General features: G+C 59.2%; 15 protein-coding genes and 4 pseudogenes. 8 read left to right on the forward strand and 11 right to left on the reverse strand.

Features of this window, described 5'->3' with window-relative positions:
* Positions 1–219: 219 nt before the first annotated feature.
* The 3 genes and pseudogenes from JJB99_RS12255 to JJB99_RS12265 all read right to left on the reverse strand — a co-directional run bounded on the left by JJB99_RS12255 (position 220) and on the right by JJB99_RS12265 (position 3,442).
* On the reverse strand, positions 220–477 hold the full coding sequence (locus JJB99_RS12255; protein ID WP_200494852.1) for a hypothetical protein: 258 nt from the start codon (positions 475–477) through the stop codon (positions 220–222).
* 491 nt (positions 478–968) lie between these two features.
* A pseudogene (locus tag JJB99_RS12260) lies at positions 969–1,379 on the reverse strand (hypothetical protein); the annotation flags it as partial.
* Between the two features lie 407 nt (positions 1,380–1,786).
* On the reverse strand, positions 1,787–3,442 hold the full coding sequence (locus tag JJB99_RS12265; RefSeq protein WP_200494851.1) for a recombinase family protein: 1,656 nt from the start codon (positions 3,440–3,442) through the stop codon (positions 1,787–1,789).
* Between the two features lie 698 nt (positions 3,443–4,140).
* Between JJB99_RS12265 and JJB99_RS12270 the strand changes: the two genes are divergently transcribed.
* Both JJB99_RS12270 and JJB99_RS12275 read left to right on the forward strand, forming a co-directional pair.
* Positions 4,141–5,097: a Ku protein gene (locus JJB99_RS12270; RefSeq protein ID WP_200500130.1), complete on the forward strand. Its 957-nt coding sequence runs from the start codon at positions 4,141–4,143 to the stop codon at positions 5,095–5,097.
* Positions 5,098–5,205: 108 nt separating this feature from the next.
* Positions 5,206–5,502 carry a hypothetical protein gene (locus JJB99_RS12275; protein WP_200498997.1) on the forward strand — a complete coding sequence of 99 codons (297 nt, stop codon included), beginning with the start codon at positions 5,206–5,208 and terminating at the stop codon, positions 5,500–5,502.
* Positions 5,503–5,538: 36 nt separating this feature from the next.
* Here the strand turns inward: JJB99_RS12275 and JJB99_RS12280 are convergent, their stop codons facing one another.
* Positions 5,539–5,904 carry a response regulator transcription factor gene (locus JJB99_RS12280; RefSeq protein ID WP_200498998.1) on the reverse strand — a complete coding sequence of 122 codons (366 nt, stop codon included), beginning with the start codon at positions 5,902–5,904 and terminating at the stop codon, positions 5,539–5,541.
* Between the two features lie 315 nt (positions 5,905–6,219).
* Positions 6,220–7,111 (reverse strand): annotated as a pseudogene (locus JJB99_RS12285) (cation diffusion facilitator family transporter).
* Positions 7,112–7,452: 341 nt separating this feature from the next.
* On the opposite strand from JJB99_RS12285, the gene JJB99_RS12290 reads away from it, so the two are divergent.
* Positions 7,453–9,132 (forward strand): cytochrome b5 domain-containing protein, encoded by a 1,680-nt coding sequence (locus tag JJB99_RS12290; protein WP_200498999.1) that lies wholly within the window; start codon positions 7,453–7,455, stop codon positions 9,130–9,132.
* 250 nt (positions 9,133–9,382) lie between these two features.
* Positions 9,383–9,532: a GDCCVxC domain-containing (seleno)protein gene (locus tag JJB99_RS36225; protein ID WP_349629024.1), complete on the forward strand. Its 150-nt coding sequence runs from the start codon at positions 9,383–9,385 to the stop codon at positions 9,530–9,532.
* Between the two features lie 363 nt (positions 9,533–9,895).
* Here JJB99_RS36225 and JJB99_RS12295 read toward each other — a convergent pair.
* From JJB99_RS12295 to JJB99_RS12305, 3 genes and pseudogenes are all read right to left on the reverse strand, one after another.
* Positions 9,896–10,018: pseudogene (locus tag JJB99_RS12295) on the reverse strand (IS256 family transposase); the annotation flags it as partial.
* 134 nt (positions 10,019–10,152) lie between these two features.
* Positions 10,153–10,461 (reverse strand): annotated as a pseudogene (gene soxZ / locus JJB99_RS12300) (thiosulfate oxidation carrier complex protein SoxZ); the annotation flags it as partial.
* A 19-nt stretch (positions 10,462–10,480) separates the two neighbouring features.
* Positions 10,481–10,963, reverse strand: a complete 483-nt coding sequence (locus tag JJB99_RS12305; RefSeq protein WP_246775219.1) for a thiosulfate oxidation carrier protein SoxY — start codon at positions 10,961–10,963, stop codon at positions 10,481–10,483.
* Positions 10,964–11,297: 334 nt separating this feature from the next.
* On the opposite strand from JJB99_RS12305, the gene JJB99_RS12310 reads away from it, so the two are divergent.
* From JJB99_RS12310 to JJB99_RS12320, 3 genes are all read left to right on the forward strand, one after another.
* A complete protein-coding gene (locus JJB99_RS12310) occupies positions 11,298–12,170 on the forward strand; it encodes a LysR substrate-binding domain-containing protein (protein WP_246775220.1) in 873 nt (290 codons plus the stop codon).
* Positions 12,171–12,266: 96 nt separating this feature from the next.
* Entirely contained in the window at positions 12,267–12,677 is a 411-nt protein-coding gene (locus JJB99_RS12315; protein ID WP_200499002.1) for a hypothetical protein, read from the forward strand.
* Positions 12,678–13,382: 705 nt separating this feature from the next.
* Positions 13,383–13,754 (forward strand): cupin domain-containing protein, encoded by a 372-nt coding sequence (locus tag JJB99_RS12320; RefSeq protein WP_200499003.1) that lies wholly within the window; start codon positions 13,383–13,385, stop codon positions 13,752–13,754.
* 538 nt (positions 13,755–14,292) lie between these two features.
* On the opposite strand, the gene JJB99_RS12325 is transcribed toward JJB99_RS12320, so the two are convergent.
* From JJB99_RS12325 to JJB99_RS12335, 3 genes are all read right to left on the reverse strand, one after another.
* Entirely contained in the window at positions 14,293–14,550 is a 258-nt protein-coding gene (locus JJB99_RS12325) for a hypothetical protein (protein WP_200499004.1), read from the reverse strand.
* 67 nt (positions 14,551–14,617) lie between these two features.
* Positions 14,618–14,794: a hypothetical protein gene (locus JJB99_RS12330; RefSeq protein WP_200499005.1), complete on the reverse strand. Its 177-nt coding sequence runs from the start codon at positions 14,792–14,794 to the stop codon at positions 14,618–14,620.
* Between the two features lie 510 nt (positions 14,795–15,304).
* The gene (locus tag JJB99_RS12335) at positions 15,305–16,000 is read right to left on the reverse strand and encodes a hypothetical protein (protein WP_200499006.1); all 696 of its coding nucleotides are present in this window, start codon (positions 15,998–16,000) and stop codon (positions 15,305–15,307) included.
* Positions 16,001–17,054: 1,054 nt separating this feature from the next.
* Between JJB99_RS12335 and JJB99_RS12340 the strand changes: the two genes are divergently transcribed.
* Positions 17,055–17,885, forward strand: a complete 831-nt coding sequence (locus JJB99_RS12340) for a Rap1a/Tai family immunity protein (RefSeq protein WP_200499007.1) — start codon at positions 17,055–17,057, stop codon at positions 17,883–17,885.
* Positions 17,886–17,932 lie beyond the last annotated feature (47 nt).

Consider the following 17,932-nt stretch of genomic DNA (forward strand, 5'->3'; position numbering starts at 1 on the left):
CTGAAGCGGCCGTACTTGATGCTGAACCGAACAGAGGAACGCCGTGATGGCGGGATAAGGTGGCAACGCTTGGCGATCCCATTACCGCCCGAGCACCTCCAACGGCCCTGGCCCTCTCACACGCCCAAGAACCCCCAGGGTCGGGGCCGTCTTTTGGGGATCCAAGCTTGGGCGTGTCATCCTCTTATTGATCTCTCTTCAGCTTGCGGGACCAGGACATCAGCGCCTTGCTGGCCCGATGCTTGAGGGCTTCCCGTGCAGCGCGGTCCGATCCCCGGTGATTTGCTCGGCATAGTCGTCGATCGCATCGATCAGCGGCCGGGTGTGGCCGAGCCCGCCTTGCATGAGGTATCGGCGGAATAGATCCAGCTCGCCGAGCTCTGCCTCGACCGCTTTGGCGCGCGCCTCTTCGCTGATCTTGCGCATCCGCTCCTGGTGATACGCCTTGGCGGCCGCTCGGTTCTCTGCCTTGGTCATGCCGCCATCGAAGCGCGGCGCCGGCGAGAGTCAAATTGTCGATTACTGGTGGCTCAGACCACGCGCGAGCTACTGCATTGTCGGTAGAAAGAGCACAGGTGAGGATTCGCGCTGGCGTCAGGTATCCGAGGAACGGCTCCAGCATCCGTCCCCTGCTTCAGCGCCCCAAGGATGCGGGAGCCGTTTCTTCGAATGGTCGAGGCGCATCATGCAGCCCCGAAGCGACCCGGTGCAACTCTGGATTCGTAGTCGTCGGCCGACCGGCGTGCGACACTGATCCATATTCGCGTTTCGGAGGAGAAGCCCGATGCGCCTAGCATTGCCTTACCTGGGAATTGGTCTTTGCGCGTCGCTGGCGGCGTGGATGTCGCTGATGCTGCTTTACTGAGCGGGCAGCAATCCTGGACCTCGATGCCCGCAGCGAGCTCGATCAGCTTGCGCGCTGCGGCCTCTGGGCTGGAATATGGCCCTTGGTCAGTCAGCTTCATTTGACGCTCCCCCGGCCACCAAACAGAAGGCGGATTGCTGGTGGAAATCTTCGTGGTTCGCAATGCCACAAGATGACTACGCTTGAATGGGCGCTCCTGAAGTTCTGAGCATCGCTTGCAGCGCATATAACGCTCTAGCTCATGGATAGGGGTGGTCTTCGGCCGCCGCACGATGTCCAGCGGGACTGTCTGGTGCGTGTCGCACCCGAGGCACTTTACCTCAAGATAGCGGTAGCCCGCGTTCAGGGCACCGCCAAGGGCTGGGGAGGGCTGGGCAGGTCCCTGGAAGCCAAGCATTCGCGCGTTCCAGGCCTGACAAGCCAAGGTGTCGGCATCCTTGCGAGCGTCCCGCGCACGTTCGGCGAGGATCCGGACCGTCGCCCCGAATAGGTATTCTCGCGACTTGGTGCCCATCTCGGATGATTCCGCGGGAGGAGCGCCGAAGCAAGCCGCTAGCTTTAGAACCGCCTTGTGGAGAAAAGGCCAGCTCTTGGTCAAGGGTCGCGATTGGCCTTGTTGATCGACTACGCGCAACGCTTTCAAAATTAGGAACCGGACGAACTCGCCGGCAGGAGCCCAATACATTGATGCGGCTTGCGTGCTCCGTCCAAACAAAATTTTCGATATACCGAAATTTCCACTTGCTCCGTCGGGCAAAACAGTGGTTCATAGGGTGCTGGCTCTACCCACATTCGAAGGAACCAGCGTCATGGCGGATGAAGTCGAGGTCTCTTCCGAGCTGTCGAAGATTGCGAAACTCAATGGAGACTTTCGAAGAAACTACGGCCCTCTACTCGGTGCATTCCTCTACCTGCGTTCGATCAGTGCCGCGCGGGGCCGTTCTTGGCTTTGGGCTGGGCTACTTTCGGTAGCTTGCTCATCGGGGCTGGCATGGCTCGGGAAGCACGGTTTTTCTTGGTTAGCCTCCGGGTGATTGCGCGCACGAGAGCGTCGGGTGTTTTGAATGAGACAATTGAGCGACGTTCGCGGGCCGCCTCCGAGAATCTGATGGTTCGCTTCACTCTGCCATCTGTCGGCAACAACACATAGTCCAGTACAGCCTCATTATGCTCAGATAGCCTGATGGCAGCAATCCACCCAGCAGGCACGTGCGCGTCGCATTGAATGGTCCAATGCGGCGAATGAGTTTCCTCCTTTCCCGGAGTCCAGCGAGCCGCCCTAACCGAAACACAAGTGGTACCATTCACACGCAACGAATCTGTCCAGCCTCCCGTACTCGTACGACAGCCCGCCTTTCGCACGGCCGCGCCAATCCCAGCCGCGAGTTCTACTTTTTGCCCCGACCAGAGAGGCCGCAATTCCAGAAATTCATAGTTCCGCTTGGGCGTGTAGCCGAGCAAGCGATAGAGATTCCGCATGCTGCCGAAATGGGTCTGACAAGTCGCCACACAGGGTAGGCCCGGCGTACGGTCGATAATGCTGATGCTTAACCGCCCCTCCTTGTGCAGGGTTCGGCGTAACCGCACAAGCATCTCATCCTCGGTCAGATCGACGCGCCGCTCTTGGATGAACTTAGAAACTCTTGTGAAGACAGCGCGCTCGATTATCGGCTCAAGGCAGTTTTCAGCCCTGATCCACTGTTCAGGAGGATTGTACGAGCGGATTTGACGCAGCTTCCATGAGCGGCGGTTGAAAACGAGATTGCCGATGTAACTCTCGTCTCTGAGGATCGCGCCGACCATCACGCGTGTCCACGGCTTCCCCGTGCGAGTTGGCACCTTCCGCTTGTTCAGCTCCCAAGCTACTACCGTCTCACACTTCACTTCCAAGAACCGACTAAATATCCATCTGACAGCAGCCACCTCCTTCGGGGGACCGGGGCGCACTCGGATGTGATCAGTTGCAAGATACTTGCGCTCTCCTTTCTTCAGCGCGCCCTTCGATTGCTCTTTCTCGTCAACAAGCTCCCGAACCAGACCATAGCCAACCTTGCCGCAAGGTTTGTAGCCGAGCCGAGCGAACCGACATTGACCGGCATAGACCTTGGCCGAAAGCTCCCGGCTGTACTCGGCCGCCATGACTCGTTTGATGTTCTTGACGATGCTGGCGAGCATGCTCCCGTCGTTGTCGAATTGCTCAGCACAGTAGGCCACTCTGATGCCGGCTCGTTTGCAGAGAAACTCGTAGTGCGCACTTTCGTCCACATCCTGAAAGCGGCCCCAGCGGCTCACGTCATAAACCAGGACATGAGCAAAATCGGCCTCTCCCGCTTGTACGTCTTCTAGAAGTTGAATGAGACCGGCTCGATTCTTGATCAGGAGACCACTCTCGCCCTCGTCTCTGTAGGTTCGAACAAGCGTCAGATTGTGCGCGTGCGCATAAGCGGCGATCACCGCAGCTTGGTTCTGGATCGAATACTGCTGCCGTTCGGTAGACATACGAACGTACTGGGCGGCTCTACACACTTTTTGAGCCGCTGGAAGGCTGGACTTTCGAACGACGAGTTCGTTGCCCATGGATGCTCTCGAAGCCTGCGCCCGCCACTATCAGACGCCTGTGTGAGTCTCTCAGCAAGCGCGTTGACGGGTTCTCGTCATGAATTGTTTCAAAATGTGGTGACATCGATCTCGTCCACTCGAACGGCGCCATACAATACGTCCCGGACGCAATCGTAACCATCAAGCCGCGCTGGTTTGGCATCGCGTGCCGATCAGCGATGATGCCTCCAAGCCAGAGATCCAAACATCTTTCTGAGTGACAATGGACCTGGAGGGCTAAGGACCTCGACGGAAAAGCTAGTGAAATACCAGCGTAATTGGTTAGCTGAGCGAGCGTTCGTCCAGGCCCACGAGGGCTATTCCATTGTCGAGCAAGCGCCCGATCCGCAGGAGCAAGGGACGCAGCAATTCAGATTTTGCCGTGCTAGCGCGTTCCGATGAGAAATAGCGTGCACTCAGTTATGCGATAGGTTTTCCGCGATCGCCAAACAGGGTGCGATCAACGTAGCTCGGGCACCCAATCTCTTTCTGTGGCTCGCGATCGTGGCGGGCGTTCGGCTCGGGGTTCTGACCTTGGAAGGAGAGGCTGGCGCCGCCCTTGGGTCGTATTCGATGGACTGCTTCTCATCTGGCCGCTGGCGAGATCGTTCGGGGTGAGAAACATTGACGACGCTGTCGGCACCAGCGTCGGAACTGAGGTGCCTCGTTCGTCTTGTATCGGAGAACAATTCCCGGAGTTCCGCGTTCATGGCCCCCGAGCCAACTGGAAAGGCTTCCTGCGTCTATCCCTGGTGACCTGTCCGGTAGCACTTTACCCTGCTACATCGGAGAGCGAAAAGATTTCATTCGACCAGCTCAATCGCCAGACCGGCCACAGGATCAAGTATCTCAAAGTCGATGCGGACACCGGCGACGAGGTGCAAAACGAGGACATCGTCAAGGGCTATCAGCTCGAGAAGGACCAGTTCATCGAGGTCACCAAGGAGGAGCTCGAGGAGATCGCGCTGGAGTCCACGCGCACTATCGAGATCGACGAGTTCGTGGATCGCACCGACATCGACCCACGCTACCTCATCCGCCCCTACTACCTGCGTCCGGACGGCAAGGTCGGTCACGATGCCTTCGCGGTGATCCGCGAGACCATCCGCGAGATGGACAAGATCGCGATCGGGAGGGTCGTGCTGACCAACCGCGAGCACATCATCGCGCTCGAGCCGATGGACAAGGGCTTGGTCGGGACGCTGCTGCGGTATCCGTACGAGGTGCGTAGCGAGGCCGAGTATTTCGACGAAATCCAGGACGTGAAGGTCACCAAGGACATGCTGGAGCTCGCCAAGCACATCGTGAACCAGAAGGCCGGCCGGTTCGATCCGGAGAAGTTCGAGGACCATTACGAAGCCGCGCTGGTGGAACTCATCAACCAGAAGCGCGCTGGCAAGGTCATCCATCCCAAGGAGCGGCCGAAAGGCGAGAACGTCGTCGACCTGTTGGAGGCGCTGCGCCAGAGCGTCGGCCGGGAAGCCGCGCCGGCAAAGGCCGCCAAGCCGGCCAAGAAGCCGCGCAAGCCGGCAGCCGGCCAAAAGGAGATGCTGATGCCGATCGCCGGCAAGAAGCCGGTGAAGGAAGCGGCGGCGAAGAAGCCGGCCGCGGGGGCGCGGCGGAAGTCGGCCTAGCGGACCTGACAGAACGGCGACGCCTGCTAGGAACGCTCGACACAACCGCACGTTCGGGCTCCAGGGAGTCGCAGTCAGCGATTCCGAAGCTCAAAAGGAGGATTCGAGATGAGGTGCATCGCGAGCGCTCTCGTGTTCGCTCTGGCGATATCGGCTCCGGCCGCGTTTGCGCAGACGAGCAAGCCGGATGTCTCGTCCGCGCCGAGCGCGCAGAACTCAGGCGCCGGCATAACCGGCCAGCCTGGAAACAAGAACGGTCCGGCGGCAAAGCCGGGAGAGACCGTTGGCTCAAGCTCGACACTCAACCAGCAGAATCCGACGGTGCAGCAGCAGGACACGTCCAACATCAAGGGGCTGCCTGGGAACAAGAGCGGCCCGCCCGCCAAGAAGCCGGACCAGCAGTGACGTCGAAGCGCGGCGGTTGGCGTCGGAGCATTCCCCCTAGTGCGGTGACGTCCGGTTCCCGCCGCCGAGCTCTTTAACCATCCGTACGATCTCGTCCGGATGGAAGGGCTTCCTCAACGTGCGGCTGCCCGGCACCGGGCGTGGTGTAGTGGGGGAGAAGCCGGTGGCGTAGATGACCGGCAGGTCCGGGTCGTGTTCGCGGCAACGCTCCGCGATCTGCCATCCGTCGACCTCCCCGGGCAGTCGGATGTCCGTGCCGAGAACGTCCGCCGCGTGCCGCTTGCACCAGGCCAGCGCCTCCTCGCCCGTGCTCGCATGGATGACATGATAGCCGGCCTCGCGCAGGGCTTCGACGACGAACTCGCGGATGAGAGGATCGTCCTCGACGAGAAGCACGCTCACTGGTCGCTCAGTACGGATGGCATTTGTCACGCAATGTCGAACGGCCCCAGCTGGTGGTCGTTCCTGGAGGTGAGTCGATGTGGACAGCCGGAGCGCGAGAACGCTCGCCGCAGCGGCGATAGGCGGCCTGCACCGGCCTCACAGCCCGCCTTCAATTATTGATTGACAGCGAAGCTACCGATCTGGCCGGTCACTTCAATCGGTTCACCGGAAAAATTTTTGCCCGGTGTGGGGGAATAAAATCGGCTATGCCGGCGGCTGTGAGCCATTCCTGATGAAGGCGTGGTTCGGGTGGGCATTTACCCGCGCACCGTCTCAAACGATGGGCACCACGCCGGGATGCTTGGCCTTTTGTTCCGGCTCCACGTGAATCGAAATCATCGCGTCGTCGATTTCCGCTTTCAGAGCAGCCTCGATCCGGTCGCAGAGATCGTGCGATTCGGAAACGGTCATGCTCCCGGGCACGACGAGATGAAAGTCAATGAAGTTTGCCCGTCCGGCATGCCGGGTCCTGAGATCATGGGCTTCGACCGCGCCGCCCGCATGCGAGGAGATGATGTTCCGCACCTTTGCCAGTGTAGGTTCCGGCAGCGCCTCGTCCATCAGACCGCCAATGGACTCGCGCAATGAGGCGCCAACCGGTCCACAGGATGTTAATCGCGACGAGCGCTGCCACCGTCGGGTCAAGCAAGAGATAGCCCGTCAACCAGACCAGGGCCACACCGACAAGTACCCCTGCCGATGTGACCACATCGGTCCAGAGATGCTTGGCTTCCGCGAGCAGGGCGGGAGACCGCCATTTCTGACCATAACGCCCGAGGATTACGCACCAGGACGCATTCACGGCGCTCGCACCAGAGTTAATAAGAAGACCGAGCAGGGGGGCTTCGAGCGACTTGGGTCGGGAGAAGCCCTCGTAGGCTGCGTAGAATATGAACAGCGCTGCGAGAACGATGAGAACGCCTTCCGCGATTGCGGACAGGTATTCCACCTTATGATGATCATAAGGATGGTTTGCGTCGGCGGGCGCCGCGCTGATCCTTACCGCAGTGAATGCGAAGATAGCCGCGGCGACATTTAACGTGCTTTCAAGGGCGTCCGAATAGAGGGCCACGCTTCCGGTAACTAGATACGCGACATACTTCAGCAGTAATACAAGGCAGCCGACCACGATGCTGCCGGCTGCCAACTTCAAAGTGCGATTCATGACTGCCCAATCGGATCGAGATGTTCGTCCGATTAAGCCGCATTTCCGGCTCAATCAACCGCGAACTTTGCTCGCGATAATCACTTGCAATTGCGAAACGGTTCAGTCGTTTGGGGTACGGGCGGCTACCCACTCCGAGCATACGGGACCGTGCCATAAATAGCTCGAGCATGGTAATTGCGGGCTCGCAGGGATTGTGAAGTTAGGACGTCCGGTTCCGCCAGAAGGTGCTTTATTGCTGGCCCACCCGAAGCTACTCTCGAGTTAATTCGTGCGGCACCCACCGTACTCCGCCACGAGCTGGGTAATCGGTGCGTTCGCTTACTTCGGAAGGGCGACAGATGCGGGCAGTGATCATCGGCGCAGGAATGGGCGGGTTGATGACGGCATTGGCCCTGCGGCAGTCCGGCGTCTTCGCCTCGGTCGAGGTCTACGAGCAAACCAAGGTGCCGAGCACCGCAGGCGCCGGGTTGAACGTACCGCCCAACGGGGCGCGAATATGTCGTTGGCTGGGCGTTGACCTGGATGGCGGGGATCCCAGTGGCCCCGACGGGGTGATCGAGGGTGGCCGGGCTGCAATTCTGGAGTTGACACGGCAGTTCAACGCCGATGGGACGGTGACGCAGAGGCCGTTCGATCATGTCACCGCCGCAGGTGATAGCGCCGGATTTCATCATATGCACAGGCTGGACCTATTGATGTGCCTGTATAAGCGGGTGTTCGAGTTCGGTCCCGACAGCATGGCGCCATGCCCGATCACCGTGCACATGGACTCTCGGCTGACGCAGCTGCGTCAGAGCGCCGGCGAGGTAGTGGCGACCTTTGCGAACGGCCGAAGCGCCACGGGAGAGGTTCTCGTGGGTGCCGACGGGATCAACTCTGCAACATTGCAGCTGGCGTGGCCGAACCCGCGTCCGAAGCGCTGGACGGAGGTGACCTGCTTCCGTGGACTTATTCCGCGGGCGGTGGTCGCCTCGCTCCGCAAGGCTGACGGCAGCCCGCTGGACAATAATCCCATCGACTCCTTCAGCATGGACCGCCACCGGACCGAGAGGAGCGGGGCGACGACATACTGGGTGCGCGGCGGCGAGTTGTTGAACGTTTGGATCGCCCGCTACGAGCCCGACTCTGCCGCGTTCGAGCAGGAGGAGGGCGACTGGTTTCCCGTCGGTCGGAAGGAGATCATTCGCGAGGTGGGCGAGGCGTTCGATGGGAGCCCCAGCCGCGACGATTTGGTTGCTCTGGCGGGGGCGATCGTCCGTCCCACGAAGTGGGGCCTCTACGATCGCGACGCGCTCGAAACCTGGGTGCAAGGCCGCATCTGTCTGCTCGGGGACGCGGCGCACCCGATGCTGCCGACGTTTGGCCAGGGCGCTGCGCAGTCCTTCGAGGACGCCGCCGCGCTCGCCAGCGCCTTCGCGCTGCATAAGGACGACGTGGCGACGGCGCTGCTGCATTACGAGCGCGTGCGGCATTATCGCGCGACCCGTTTCCAACTCGGATCCAAATTCGCCTTCGACCATTTGCGCGCCAAGGACACCGCTGAGCAGAAGGCGCTACTTGAGAAAATCGACGAGCGTGTGAGCCCTGCCTTTGCCCACGACAAGCGCGGTGGCGAGGACGACTCCTGGATCTATGCGTACGATGCCCGCAACATCGGCGCCGAATTGCCTCCCAAGAGATTGGGGCCGTGGGACTTCCGCCGCGCCGCAAAGGCCAACTACCCCGCGACCACGAGCGAGCTCTGGACACCGGCTGCTCCCGCCAGGGCTCCACGCCCGGTCACGCGCGAAGAAGTCGCCCGGCACAAAACGCGCGACGACTGCTGGGTCATCATCCGGGCAAAAGTCTACGATATCACGGAGTGGGCACCCCATCACCCCGGTGGCGCAGGAATCGCCCGCATGTATGCCGGCAAGGAAGCTACTGCCGAATTCGGTGACTATCACAGTCCTGAAGCTGTCGCCCACATGTCGCATTTCTTTATCGGCGACCTCGTCGGCGCTCCAACACCTGCGTGACTGGCCAGTCACTAGCTCGCCGACCCAAATCGGACTTCCGGGTTGACCATAAGCGATGCGCCAGTGAGGACGGGGGTTGGGACGCGAGGGTCGCTTTAGTCAACATATTTGGTAAACTGTGCAGGGAAATGGACGGGTGGATCAGCACAACCCGCCGCCGACGCCTTCCGTAGCAAGCGCCTGCGAGACAGCGAGCCTCTTTGCAAGAATGACAGGGACTATAGCTTGAATCTACCCTCACTTGCCCGGAGTGCGGCCATCAAGAAATGCCTGTCGGTTTTATTATGACTGCGAGGGCTGCGGAAAGCGCCTCAAACCCCTCGCCAGCGATTGTTGTGTGTTCTGCTCCTATCGATCAATGCCGTGTCCGCCGATCCAAAGCGGTGGTTGTTGCAATTAAGCGTCCAGGACCGCGAGAAAGCCAGCGGTAGGAGCTTCAAATTTTTCATGATTGGACCGGACATCTCGAAAAGCGGAGTGCCATCAGAACTTAAGCTCAACTGCCATTCTCCATGTTGGCCAAGCCAGAGGAGTATGCCGAGCAGAAGCAACTTGCGCTGGCGAACACGAGTGTGAGGCCGCTCCGGTGTCTCGCTCTATGAAGATCGCGGGCGACGAGGCGCACGTAGCTCTATATCGATGCCCGCTCAATTCGCTCGCGGCTAAGCGGCAGGTCTCTTATCCGTTTGCCAATCGGATCGTGTCCCGTTGCGTGGTGTAGCTGGCGGCGGGTCACCGCGTTCACCGGCATGGGCCGGGCTGATCAGCTTGTGATAGCCTGAAGGCTGACGGTTGGATCATCGCTCAACGGCGCGATGGTCTCCAGCGTCATGTAGCGGGCACGCTGGATGGCCCATTCATCGTTCTGTTCGAGCAGGATCGCACCGAAAAATGAGGAACGATGCCGCGAGCAGGGCGAGTGTTGCGCCAATCACTATCCGGCTACGTGCAAAAATCATGGTAGCAGGACTCCTTGGCAGGTCGCCAGCGAAGCGTCAACGCGCCTCGTAAGGTGACAGCCCTCTCTTCCGCGGTGATTACGGTGCCGTCGTCGCCGGTCCAGGTGAAATTGAAGAGGCCGCTCTCATCGACCCGTACCGAAAACACGAGATATGGATTGGCGGCTACGGCCGGTTCGAGGTCGCAGGCAAATACGGGCTTTCCGTTGAAGCTGCACAAAAACCGATTAATGATCTTGCGCGGAATGACTTTGCCAGCCTGATCGCGGCGCAGGCCATTCTCCATTTCGTGCGCGACGAGGGTTTTGATCCGAATGATCTCTCCTTTGCGGATCTGATCGGGAATCTTGATGCGTGGCTTGTTGGTCACAAACACCTCCTGAAATGGCTCAGCCGCCGCAACCGCCGATGGTGACCTTGATCTGCCTTTGAGCCGTAAGGATTCGGTTCTCGCTGGTCCTGGCCAGGACCTGAATGGTCTGCGTGCCCGCAAGCCGGATCCGGGTCGCGACCATTGCCCGTCCGCTCATGGGCGTGAAATGAAATCTGGCAATGCGCGGCCAGGGGTTGGCCTCGGCGACCACGAGCACTTCGACGACGTGGCTTTCGGGTGTCATCGGGTGGTCGATATCGACCGCGAGCGGGACGGCATTGCCATTTTCCGCGATCTCCGGCAGATCGATTGCGATCCTGCCGGCGTCGGGGATGACGCCGGCTGTGAACCTGGCAATCTCGGCGGCCGCGTCAGCCGGTGCGGAATCGGCCGGGCTCAGCGTGCCAGCCGCAGCAATGGCAGTCAGTTGAGTTGCACTGGGCAGGACCTCGCGGCGCGAAATGGATTGCATGGGTGCTCCTTCAGTAGCGCGCATCATCGCCAGAACGGCGTATTGGCCTGCTCGAGGGCCTCTTCGCGGGTGAGCCCGAGGTCGGCAAGCAGGTGTGGGTCATCGCGATTGCCCGTAGGCCGGCGCGCTGGTGGCTTCGCTCGCTGCAAGCAAGCAATCGGTCGAGCAGAGCGTGCCATGAATTGCTTTGATGACCCTTGGACGTCGTGGCGCGCCAAAGCCGGGGAAGGTGAGCGCTGCTGGCAAAACGCGTTGACATCGAACCCCTCCTAAACCCATGATTTCGAATTGTCGCTGGCTCGAAAGCCTTACGCGCGCGGGGGAGGAGCTGTGCGTTACACAAGGGGCCGTCAGCCATCAGGTGAAGGCGCTGGAAGGGGAGCTGGCGATCAAGCTGTTCAATCGTGAACGCCAGCGGCTTATCATCACCGAAGCAGGGCAGGGCTATCTCGCTGTCGTGCGCGACGCGCTCGATCGTATTGCCGCGGGGACGGAGCGTCTGCTGCAGCGACAAAGCGCTGGCGTTCTGACGGTCAGTACCTCGCCAGATTTCGCAGCCAAATGGCTGGTTCATCGGCTGGGCCATTTTGCCGAGGCTCATGCGGGAATTGATCTTCGAGTCTCCGCAACCCTGCATCACGTCGATTTCGCGCGCGAGGAAGTTGATCTCGCCGTGAGTCATGGCGATGGCAATTGGCCGGGTCTTGATGCTGTCAGGCTTGGTGCCGAACGGCTCTTTGCCGTATGCAGCCCAAAGCTCTTGTCCAGTCGACGACGCCTTGGCGGAGCAGCCGATATTCTGAAGTATCCCCTGATCCATCTCGACAGCCGTTCAGATTGGGAAAAATGGTTGCGCGGCGTTGGCATTGATGACGCAGGCGTCACCCACGGTCCGGTGCTCAATCGGGCCAGCATGGTGATCGATGCTGCAATCAATGGGCAGGGCATTGCACTTGCGCGCACCACATTGGCGGCTTGGGATTTGATGAATGGCCGGCTCGTGATGGCCTTCCCAGAACCACTTTCCGTGTCAAAGACCTACTGGATCGTATGCCCGAAGGCGACTTCGGCGCTGCCGAAGATTGCGAAGTTTCGGGATTGGCTGCTGGCGGAAGCGGCGGCTGACTTGCGGCAGCTCAAAAAGCTCGCGTCTCAGCCCGGTGATCGAAAGCCGCCGCACGCCGACGGCTCAGACCGAGCGAGGAGGCGCCGGCTCAGGCGAGAAGCCGTCTGACTGAAAATGACGATGCGACGAAATAAGCTGAGCGGCCGATCGCTATCGTAGTTTGAACGCTTGGCCCGGCTTTGCGTGCTTAAGGCGGAGTATTCGATGGATGCATGGACTGTGACAATTGTTGCCGCGGGAGTGCTCTGCGCCGAGGCGCTGGCTGTCGCCGATGCAGATGCCGAGACGCTCGTGCTCGAGTGCTCGATTGGCGGTCAAGAGACATCAGCGCCTTTCGAAGTCGACTTGACGGGCAGAACCATGAACACTGGAAAGGGTGTGGTGGCGGCGGAAGTGACCAGCCGCGCCTTCAAGTGGCACGAGGAAGGCATTTTACGAACTGTCGATAGGAATAGGTACATGGTGTTTTCGTCAGTTGCCCGATGGTTCATCTTTTCAGATCGGGACGTGCTGCCCAGCGGAGAGATGACGAGCCCGCTTGTGGTCGCTGACGGCATACGCGCGTTGGGGCCAACGCATTTCACAGATCTACGCTGCGGCGGTGCAAGCGAATGAGCGCGAAATCCCCGAACCGAAGCTGAAGCAAATCGTTAGCGTTCAGCCAAATGGAGGAGGAACGCATGCGCAGTCTCGCGATGATAACGGCAATACTGCTGTCCTGTGGTCTCGGTCTCGCCTGCGCCGAGGAGACGGGAAGAACTAGACGTTGACGAAGATCCGCGCGACCGAGGCCAACAACGCCCGTGCTTGCCGTGGATGGCGCCGGTGCGGCCGTGGTGACCGCAGAGCCGAGCAAGGGCCCAGCTTTCATAGCGGGAAATCAACCGGTCACCGAGGAGCAGGTCCGGCAAAAGCTCCAGTCGGACGGCCCTAGCGAGCTATGCTACTGAAAGTAGATTATGGTTTGAGACAACGGTCTTGCCAAGCAGAAGCGAACGAGTCGAGCGCTCCCTAAGCTAAAACGAGTGTGGTCGAGCCCACGGGCTCGCGTTTGGAAATGTCCGGATGTGGCCCTTAGCTGAACAAGGTCGACCCCGTTGCGATGTCGGCTATCGGAGGGAGACCGGAAGCCGCGCTGCGCTTGCCGTGACCGCTGCTTGTGACCCGAAGCGGACCGTCGCAGCTGCCGAGAATACGTTGTCCCTGAGGGAGTGAATGCGATTATTTTGTTGCGCCGCAACTTGCACTGGTGCTCTTCAACGTGTTTGATTAGCGCCTTTCAAACAGCGCCTTGCGCGCTCATTTCAGCGGGAGAAGAGGATGTTTCAATTAGCAGCCGCCTTTTTATTCGCACTCACCGTCTCCGCAAACGCCCAGACAAATCGCCAGGAGTTAAAGCGCGCCGATCTAACCGGCACGGACATGGAGATCATCGTAAGCGTGGTCGACGTGCCGCCCGGTAACGAACTGGCAAGACATACCCACCACGGAGAAGAGGCCGTATACGTTCTCGAAGGCGCCACCCTGGCCCTTCCCGATGGCAAAGAGGTGCCGTTTCCGACTGGCCGGGTCTCGATCAACACGCGCGACGTCCCCCACGCCGGCTTCAAGATTGCCGGAGACAAGACGCTCAAGATGTTGACCGTCCATATCGTCGACAAAGGCAAGCCGCTTGTCGAGCCCGCGAAGTGACTTGAACCCTCCGATTTCAGGAGCGGCATGCGATGAGCGTTGCGCTGCCTGAAGAGAGCGAGACCCAACATCCTTGAGGGAGTGGACTCGACAATCGTTCACAAATGACGTTCTCCGGCTGAACGAGGCTGGAGGCGTTATCCGTGAGCAGAGTTTTACTTGGGGCATTTCTCGCAGTTTTTGCGACCGCGACCGAAGCTGCGTGCAACCGGACTTACATTGAGGCTGCCATAGATCAACGGGTGCCAAGGTGGGCTCTCAAATTTCGCGAAGCCTGTCGCATCGACAACATCTGTACGCTCTGTGGCAGTTTCGACGGTCGCGAATACCGAGCGTGTGTCATGGAAGAAGTAGAGGCCATGGTAGGTCGGGCTCGGAACGCTGTCAGGAGGTTTCTAATTCCGTGACGAGCCCCTGCCCTGAGGGGAGTAGACGTTATCTTTCCTTCCGCTTCTGGCCCATCAGCGAAGTCGCGGCACACGTCACTCCGCTTAGCAGCGCGGAGCTGACTGGATTTGCTGATTCTGATGTTAGTTCTTCACCGAACTTCTGTGGTCTGCCCCGTTAGCCGCACATACGTGCCGCTCTCATGCAGCTCTAGCCAGCCTCGCTCCTGCGCCAGCGCGACTGCGTCGCGGAATTGTTCGCCGGTCCCGCCTTGCTTCAGAAAGGGCACATTGATGAGCTCGATGAAGATGCGCCCATCCTGCACAGGCTGGATGCTGGAGGCGATCTCAACCAGCTTGCGACCGGCGTTTTCCGGGTCGGCCAACGGGCGAGCAGAAGCGCATTTCATGGTAGCGATCGATACATTGAGTCGCCGTAGCTGACCAACCAAATGCGCGCGCCAGCATTCGATGAAGTTACTTCGGCTCGTGCTTGCCAGCTAATTCGCGAGCCGCCAAGCTAAGCTCCAGCTCTCTGAGTTGTTCAACCAAGTGTTCTACGATCTCTTCACAGTCAAATGGCGTCAGTGACTGTACGCCGCGCAATGCCAATTGATTCTGAAGGATCCTCGCCATCATGGCTTTAACGCTCATGGGCCTTCATCCGGAAATTAGTTGGTCACAAAAAATCAATCTCAAGTAGATGCCAAACATCAGGCACATGCAATGTCCGTAAAATTACGGGAAATTGCACCGGCGGGAGGAAGAAAAGTTGCTGGGCTACTTCTTAACCAGCATTCCAACCGCCCGCGCCATTCGCCTGACTGATCCGGCGTGGCGGCCCAGTTCGGCGGCTATCTTCGATGCGCCAAATCCCTGCCGGGCGAGTGTGATCAAGCGTCGGACCTCCTGCTCGGCTCATTGCTTCGGCTTTGCGTTTTTATGGTGCGGCCTTGCGACTTTGCACCAGTTAAGCAGTGAGCCGAGCAGCCAACACTTGGGAAATTTACGGGTGCCCTCGTGCGCGTAAACATCGCGGCGAGCATGGTTGGAATGTTCGAGCGCCGACGATTAGAGCCATGCTGGCTTGGATTGCGTGATCGAACACGCCAGAAAGCTGCAGGGTCAGAGATAGACATCCGGCGAGCTGCTAAACTCCGTTTGTTAGCTTGATCCTCCGATGATGCCTTTGCGTTGCAAGTCGTCGAAAATCGCTCCGACCGAGCTGGACGCATTGGCTCCATCGCCGACAAAAAGTGACCCTCGCGCATTCACCTGCCCGTTCCCAACCCACAGGTTGCGACCCGTCGCTGGTTCAAGCAAACGCGCTGTGAACGCAGTTTGCCGCCGGTAGTGGTACACGGGAGTGGCTGTTGCAGTGACCGTACCTGAGGATACTCCATTGAGCGAAGCAGACGAAACATTCCCGAAAGTGTTGATAGTGCCGTTCGCAGTGGAGGAACCAGAATACTGACCACTCAATATGGTTCCAGCATATTGCTGCTGGACGCCACTGTCGCCGACGTTCAGGACAAGCACGCCATCTATGCTGTTGGTCGTAAGCCCCTGACGAATTTCTGCATTGGTGTACGTCCGCGTTGGTGGAAACAGCGCGAATGCATCTTCAGCAACAACGCCGCGCTTTCTTCCTTCCTCTGAGATGGTCGCCTGAATGCTGGAAACCAGCGCGGGCGGTCCGGCAACGTAGGCCACTATCCGAGTGATCGGCTTGGAGGGAAGGTCTCGGTCTGCATATCCTTGCATCGATGTCGTGATGCAGCCCGTTAATGTTGTCGCCGCGGCTGCCACGAAGCTGAGGCGTCTAACCGCGAAGATGGAAAAAACCCTGAACTGAAACACTGTGCCCCCACCAGCTATCGGATTATCTTTTTCCGGTACTCGTCTATCATTGTTGTCGTCACATCGCCAGGGTAGCAAAGCGGTGCCGCGCCCGCGGGCCGCGAGTAGGCGCTTCTGCCTCCGCATGCTCGCCCGTTCCGCATCGTATCATCTGGGCAGGCGCATGGCCTGCCGGATGCGTGATACTGGTCCCGGCTGGCCTTGATCAGGATCGCAGCAATGGCTGCGGCGGTCAGTGCCACTTCAACCTTCCGCTTAGTGTCGCCTTGCTGTGGCGCGCGCTCTGGCAACACTATGGGAGGTGCGGTGACTGTCGAACTTGGTGCAGCTCTGGCGGGCGGTTGCGCTGGAGCGCTGTTAGGGACCTCTGCCAAGCTAGCGCCCTTGCGGTTGGCGACTGCGCTACGAGCGAAGACGGGGCGTTGGCCGCCCCGAGATCGTGGCGACCAATGGAATATGCTCCTAAGGCCGTAAGGCCCCAGAAGTAGAATGACAACCCCGCCGCGCATGGTCGCATTGAAGCGAAACGTGAGAGATCGCGCAAGCTGTAGGCGGCGAGATCTACACTTTCGATGGTGACCCCCCGTATTTCTCCGGAGGCAGGCTCTTGCCCCACATGCCTGATCCACAAGCGCAGCCGGGGGGCGGCCAAAGTAGCATTGCCCTGTCGTTGCTACTCTGGGAGAGATCGCCTCGTTCAACTTCAGGGGAAGATTATGTTGAAAAATGTTGCAGTGCTTTCGTTTGTTCTCCTTTGCTCAATTTCCATTGCGCATGCCAGAGGTGGACATGGAGGCGGCGGCCGCCTCTCCTACGGTGGTGGCCATCATACATCGAGCCATGGAGGGCACTATTCGGGCGGTCTGGGCTCATCTCATCGAGGCGGCAGCTATAGAAACGTGAACACTGGCAACCGCTACGGCACGCACCAGTAAACGAATTGCGAATTGCGACGCGGCGTCCGACAGGACGCCGCGTCAAATAGGGAGCATGCTCGGGTTCGCCGCGCACTACGATAATGATGAATATATTTCGACTTCGGAACGGTGATCATTTGCTTCGGAAGCTTCTTCTGGCTTTTGTGTTCTCCCTTGCGGCTTTCAAGGCTCCGCTCCATGCCAGCGATTTAACAGGAGAGGCTCTCGCGTTCGCTTGTTCAGCCAACGTGCCCGACCTGAAGAGGGAGAAGAACGCGGACGATCACGCGAAGCTTTGTAATGCATATATTAACGGGTGGGATGATGCGAGAATTGCCTTCCTTCAAGGAACGAGGACGTTTTGTCCTACGGGAATGACCGTCAAAGAGATGAGCGTAATCTTCTTTGACTATTTAGCAGGACATAGAGAGGCGCGGGAGCTTCCTGCCGCCCAAGCTCTTATGTTGGCGTTCAAAGACAACTTCCCTTGTCAGGAGCCATCAAGCGTATCGCGCGAAAGCTCCGCCAGGGTTCACATCGCTGACTTGCCGACCGAGGTCGGACAAATAGCGAAGGATGTCGCAGCTGCTTGCAAAGAGGCTGAAGAGGACGGCACTCGCGGGGACTTGGACAAGACGGTCTCTGTCTATGAGAGAGGTGACGGCAAGCGGCTCGCCATTTTCGATCCCAGCAAGATATGCACATTTCACGGAAACGGAGCGTGCTCTACCGGCGGATGTGATTTTTACGTCTATTCAGAGCAGTCGCCCAAATCTTGGAAAAAGGAATTTGATCAAACTGCATTCGATAAACGCGTGATCGAAGGCAGGCAGGGGCAGATGCAGCTAAAGATCCTGATGGAAGTACGGGGCGATATGCCCCCGTGTAATCGCAAGCGCAAAGAAGCCACATGCAATTTTGAGCTCACGTGGCGGGGCAATGGGTTCGGTTGGAAACTTATTCGGTGAAGAGTTGATGCAGGGCCGCTAGACCGTGACAGTGTCCCCATGCGTCA

Source organism: Bradyrhizobium diazoefficiens, from assembly GCF_016616235.1.
Taxonomy (GTDB): Bacteria; Pseudomonadota; Alphaproteobacteria; order Rhizobiales; family Xanthobacteraceae; genus Bradyrhizobium; species Bradyrhizobium diazoefficiens_H.

What these genes read in the sequence shown, in the direction of transcription:
- JJB99_RS12275 (WP_200498997.1), top strand. Translation starts at nt 5,206, where the DNA reads ATGAGGTGCATCGCGAGCGCTCTCGTGTTCGCTCTGGCGATATCGGCT.
- JJB99_RS12255 (WP_200494852.1), bottom strand. Translation starts at nt 477, where the DNA reads ATGACCAAGGCAGAGAACCGAGCGGCCGCCAAGGCGTATCACCAGGAG.
- JJB99_RS12320 (WP_200499003.1), top strand. Translation starts at nt 13,383, where the DNA reads ATGTTTCAATTAGCAGCCGCCTTTTTATTCGCACTCACCGTCTCCGCA.
- JJB99_RS12330 (WP_200499005.1), bottom strand. Translation starts at nt 14,794, where the DNA reads ATGAGCGTTAAAGCCATGATGGCGAGGATCCTTCAGAATCAATTGGCA.
- JJB99_RS12265 (WP_200494851.1), bottom strand. Translation starts at nt 3,442, where the DNA reads ATGGGCAACGAACTCGTCGTTCGAAAGTCCAGCCTTCCAGCGGCTCAA.
- JJB99_RS12305 (WP_246775219.1), bottom strand. Translation starts at nt 10,963, where the DNA reads ATGATGCGCGCTACTGAAGGAGCACCCATGCAATCCATTTCGCGCCGC.
- JJB99_RS12315 (WP_200499002.1), top strand. Translation starts at nt 12,267, where the DNA reads ATGGATGCATGGACTGTGACAATTGTTGCCGCGGGAGTGCTCTGCGCC.
- JJB99_RS12325 (WP_200499004.1), bottom strand. Translation starts at nt 14,550, where the DNA reads ATGAAATGCGCTTCTGCTCGCCCGTTGGCCGACCCGGAAAACGCCGGT.
- JJB99_RS12290 (WP_200498999.1), top strand. Translation starts at nt 7,453, where the DNA reads ATGCGGGCAGTGATCATCGGCGCAGGAATGGGCGGGTTGATGACGGCA.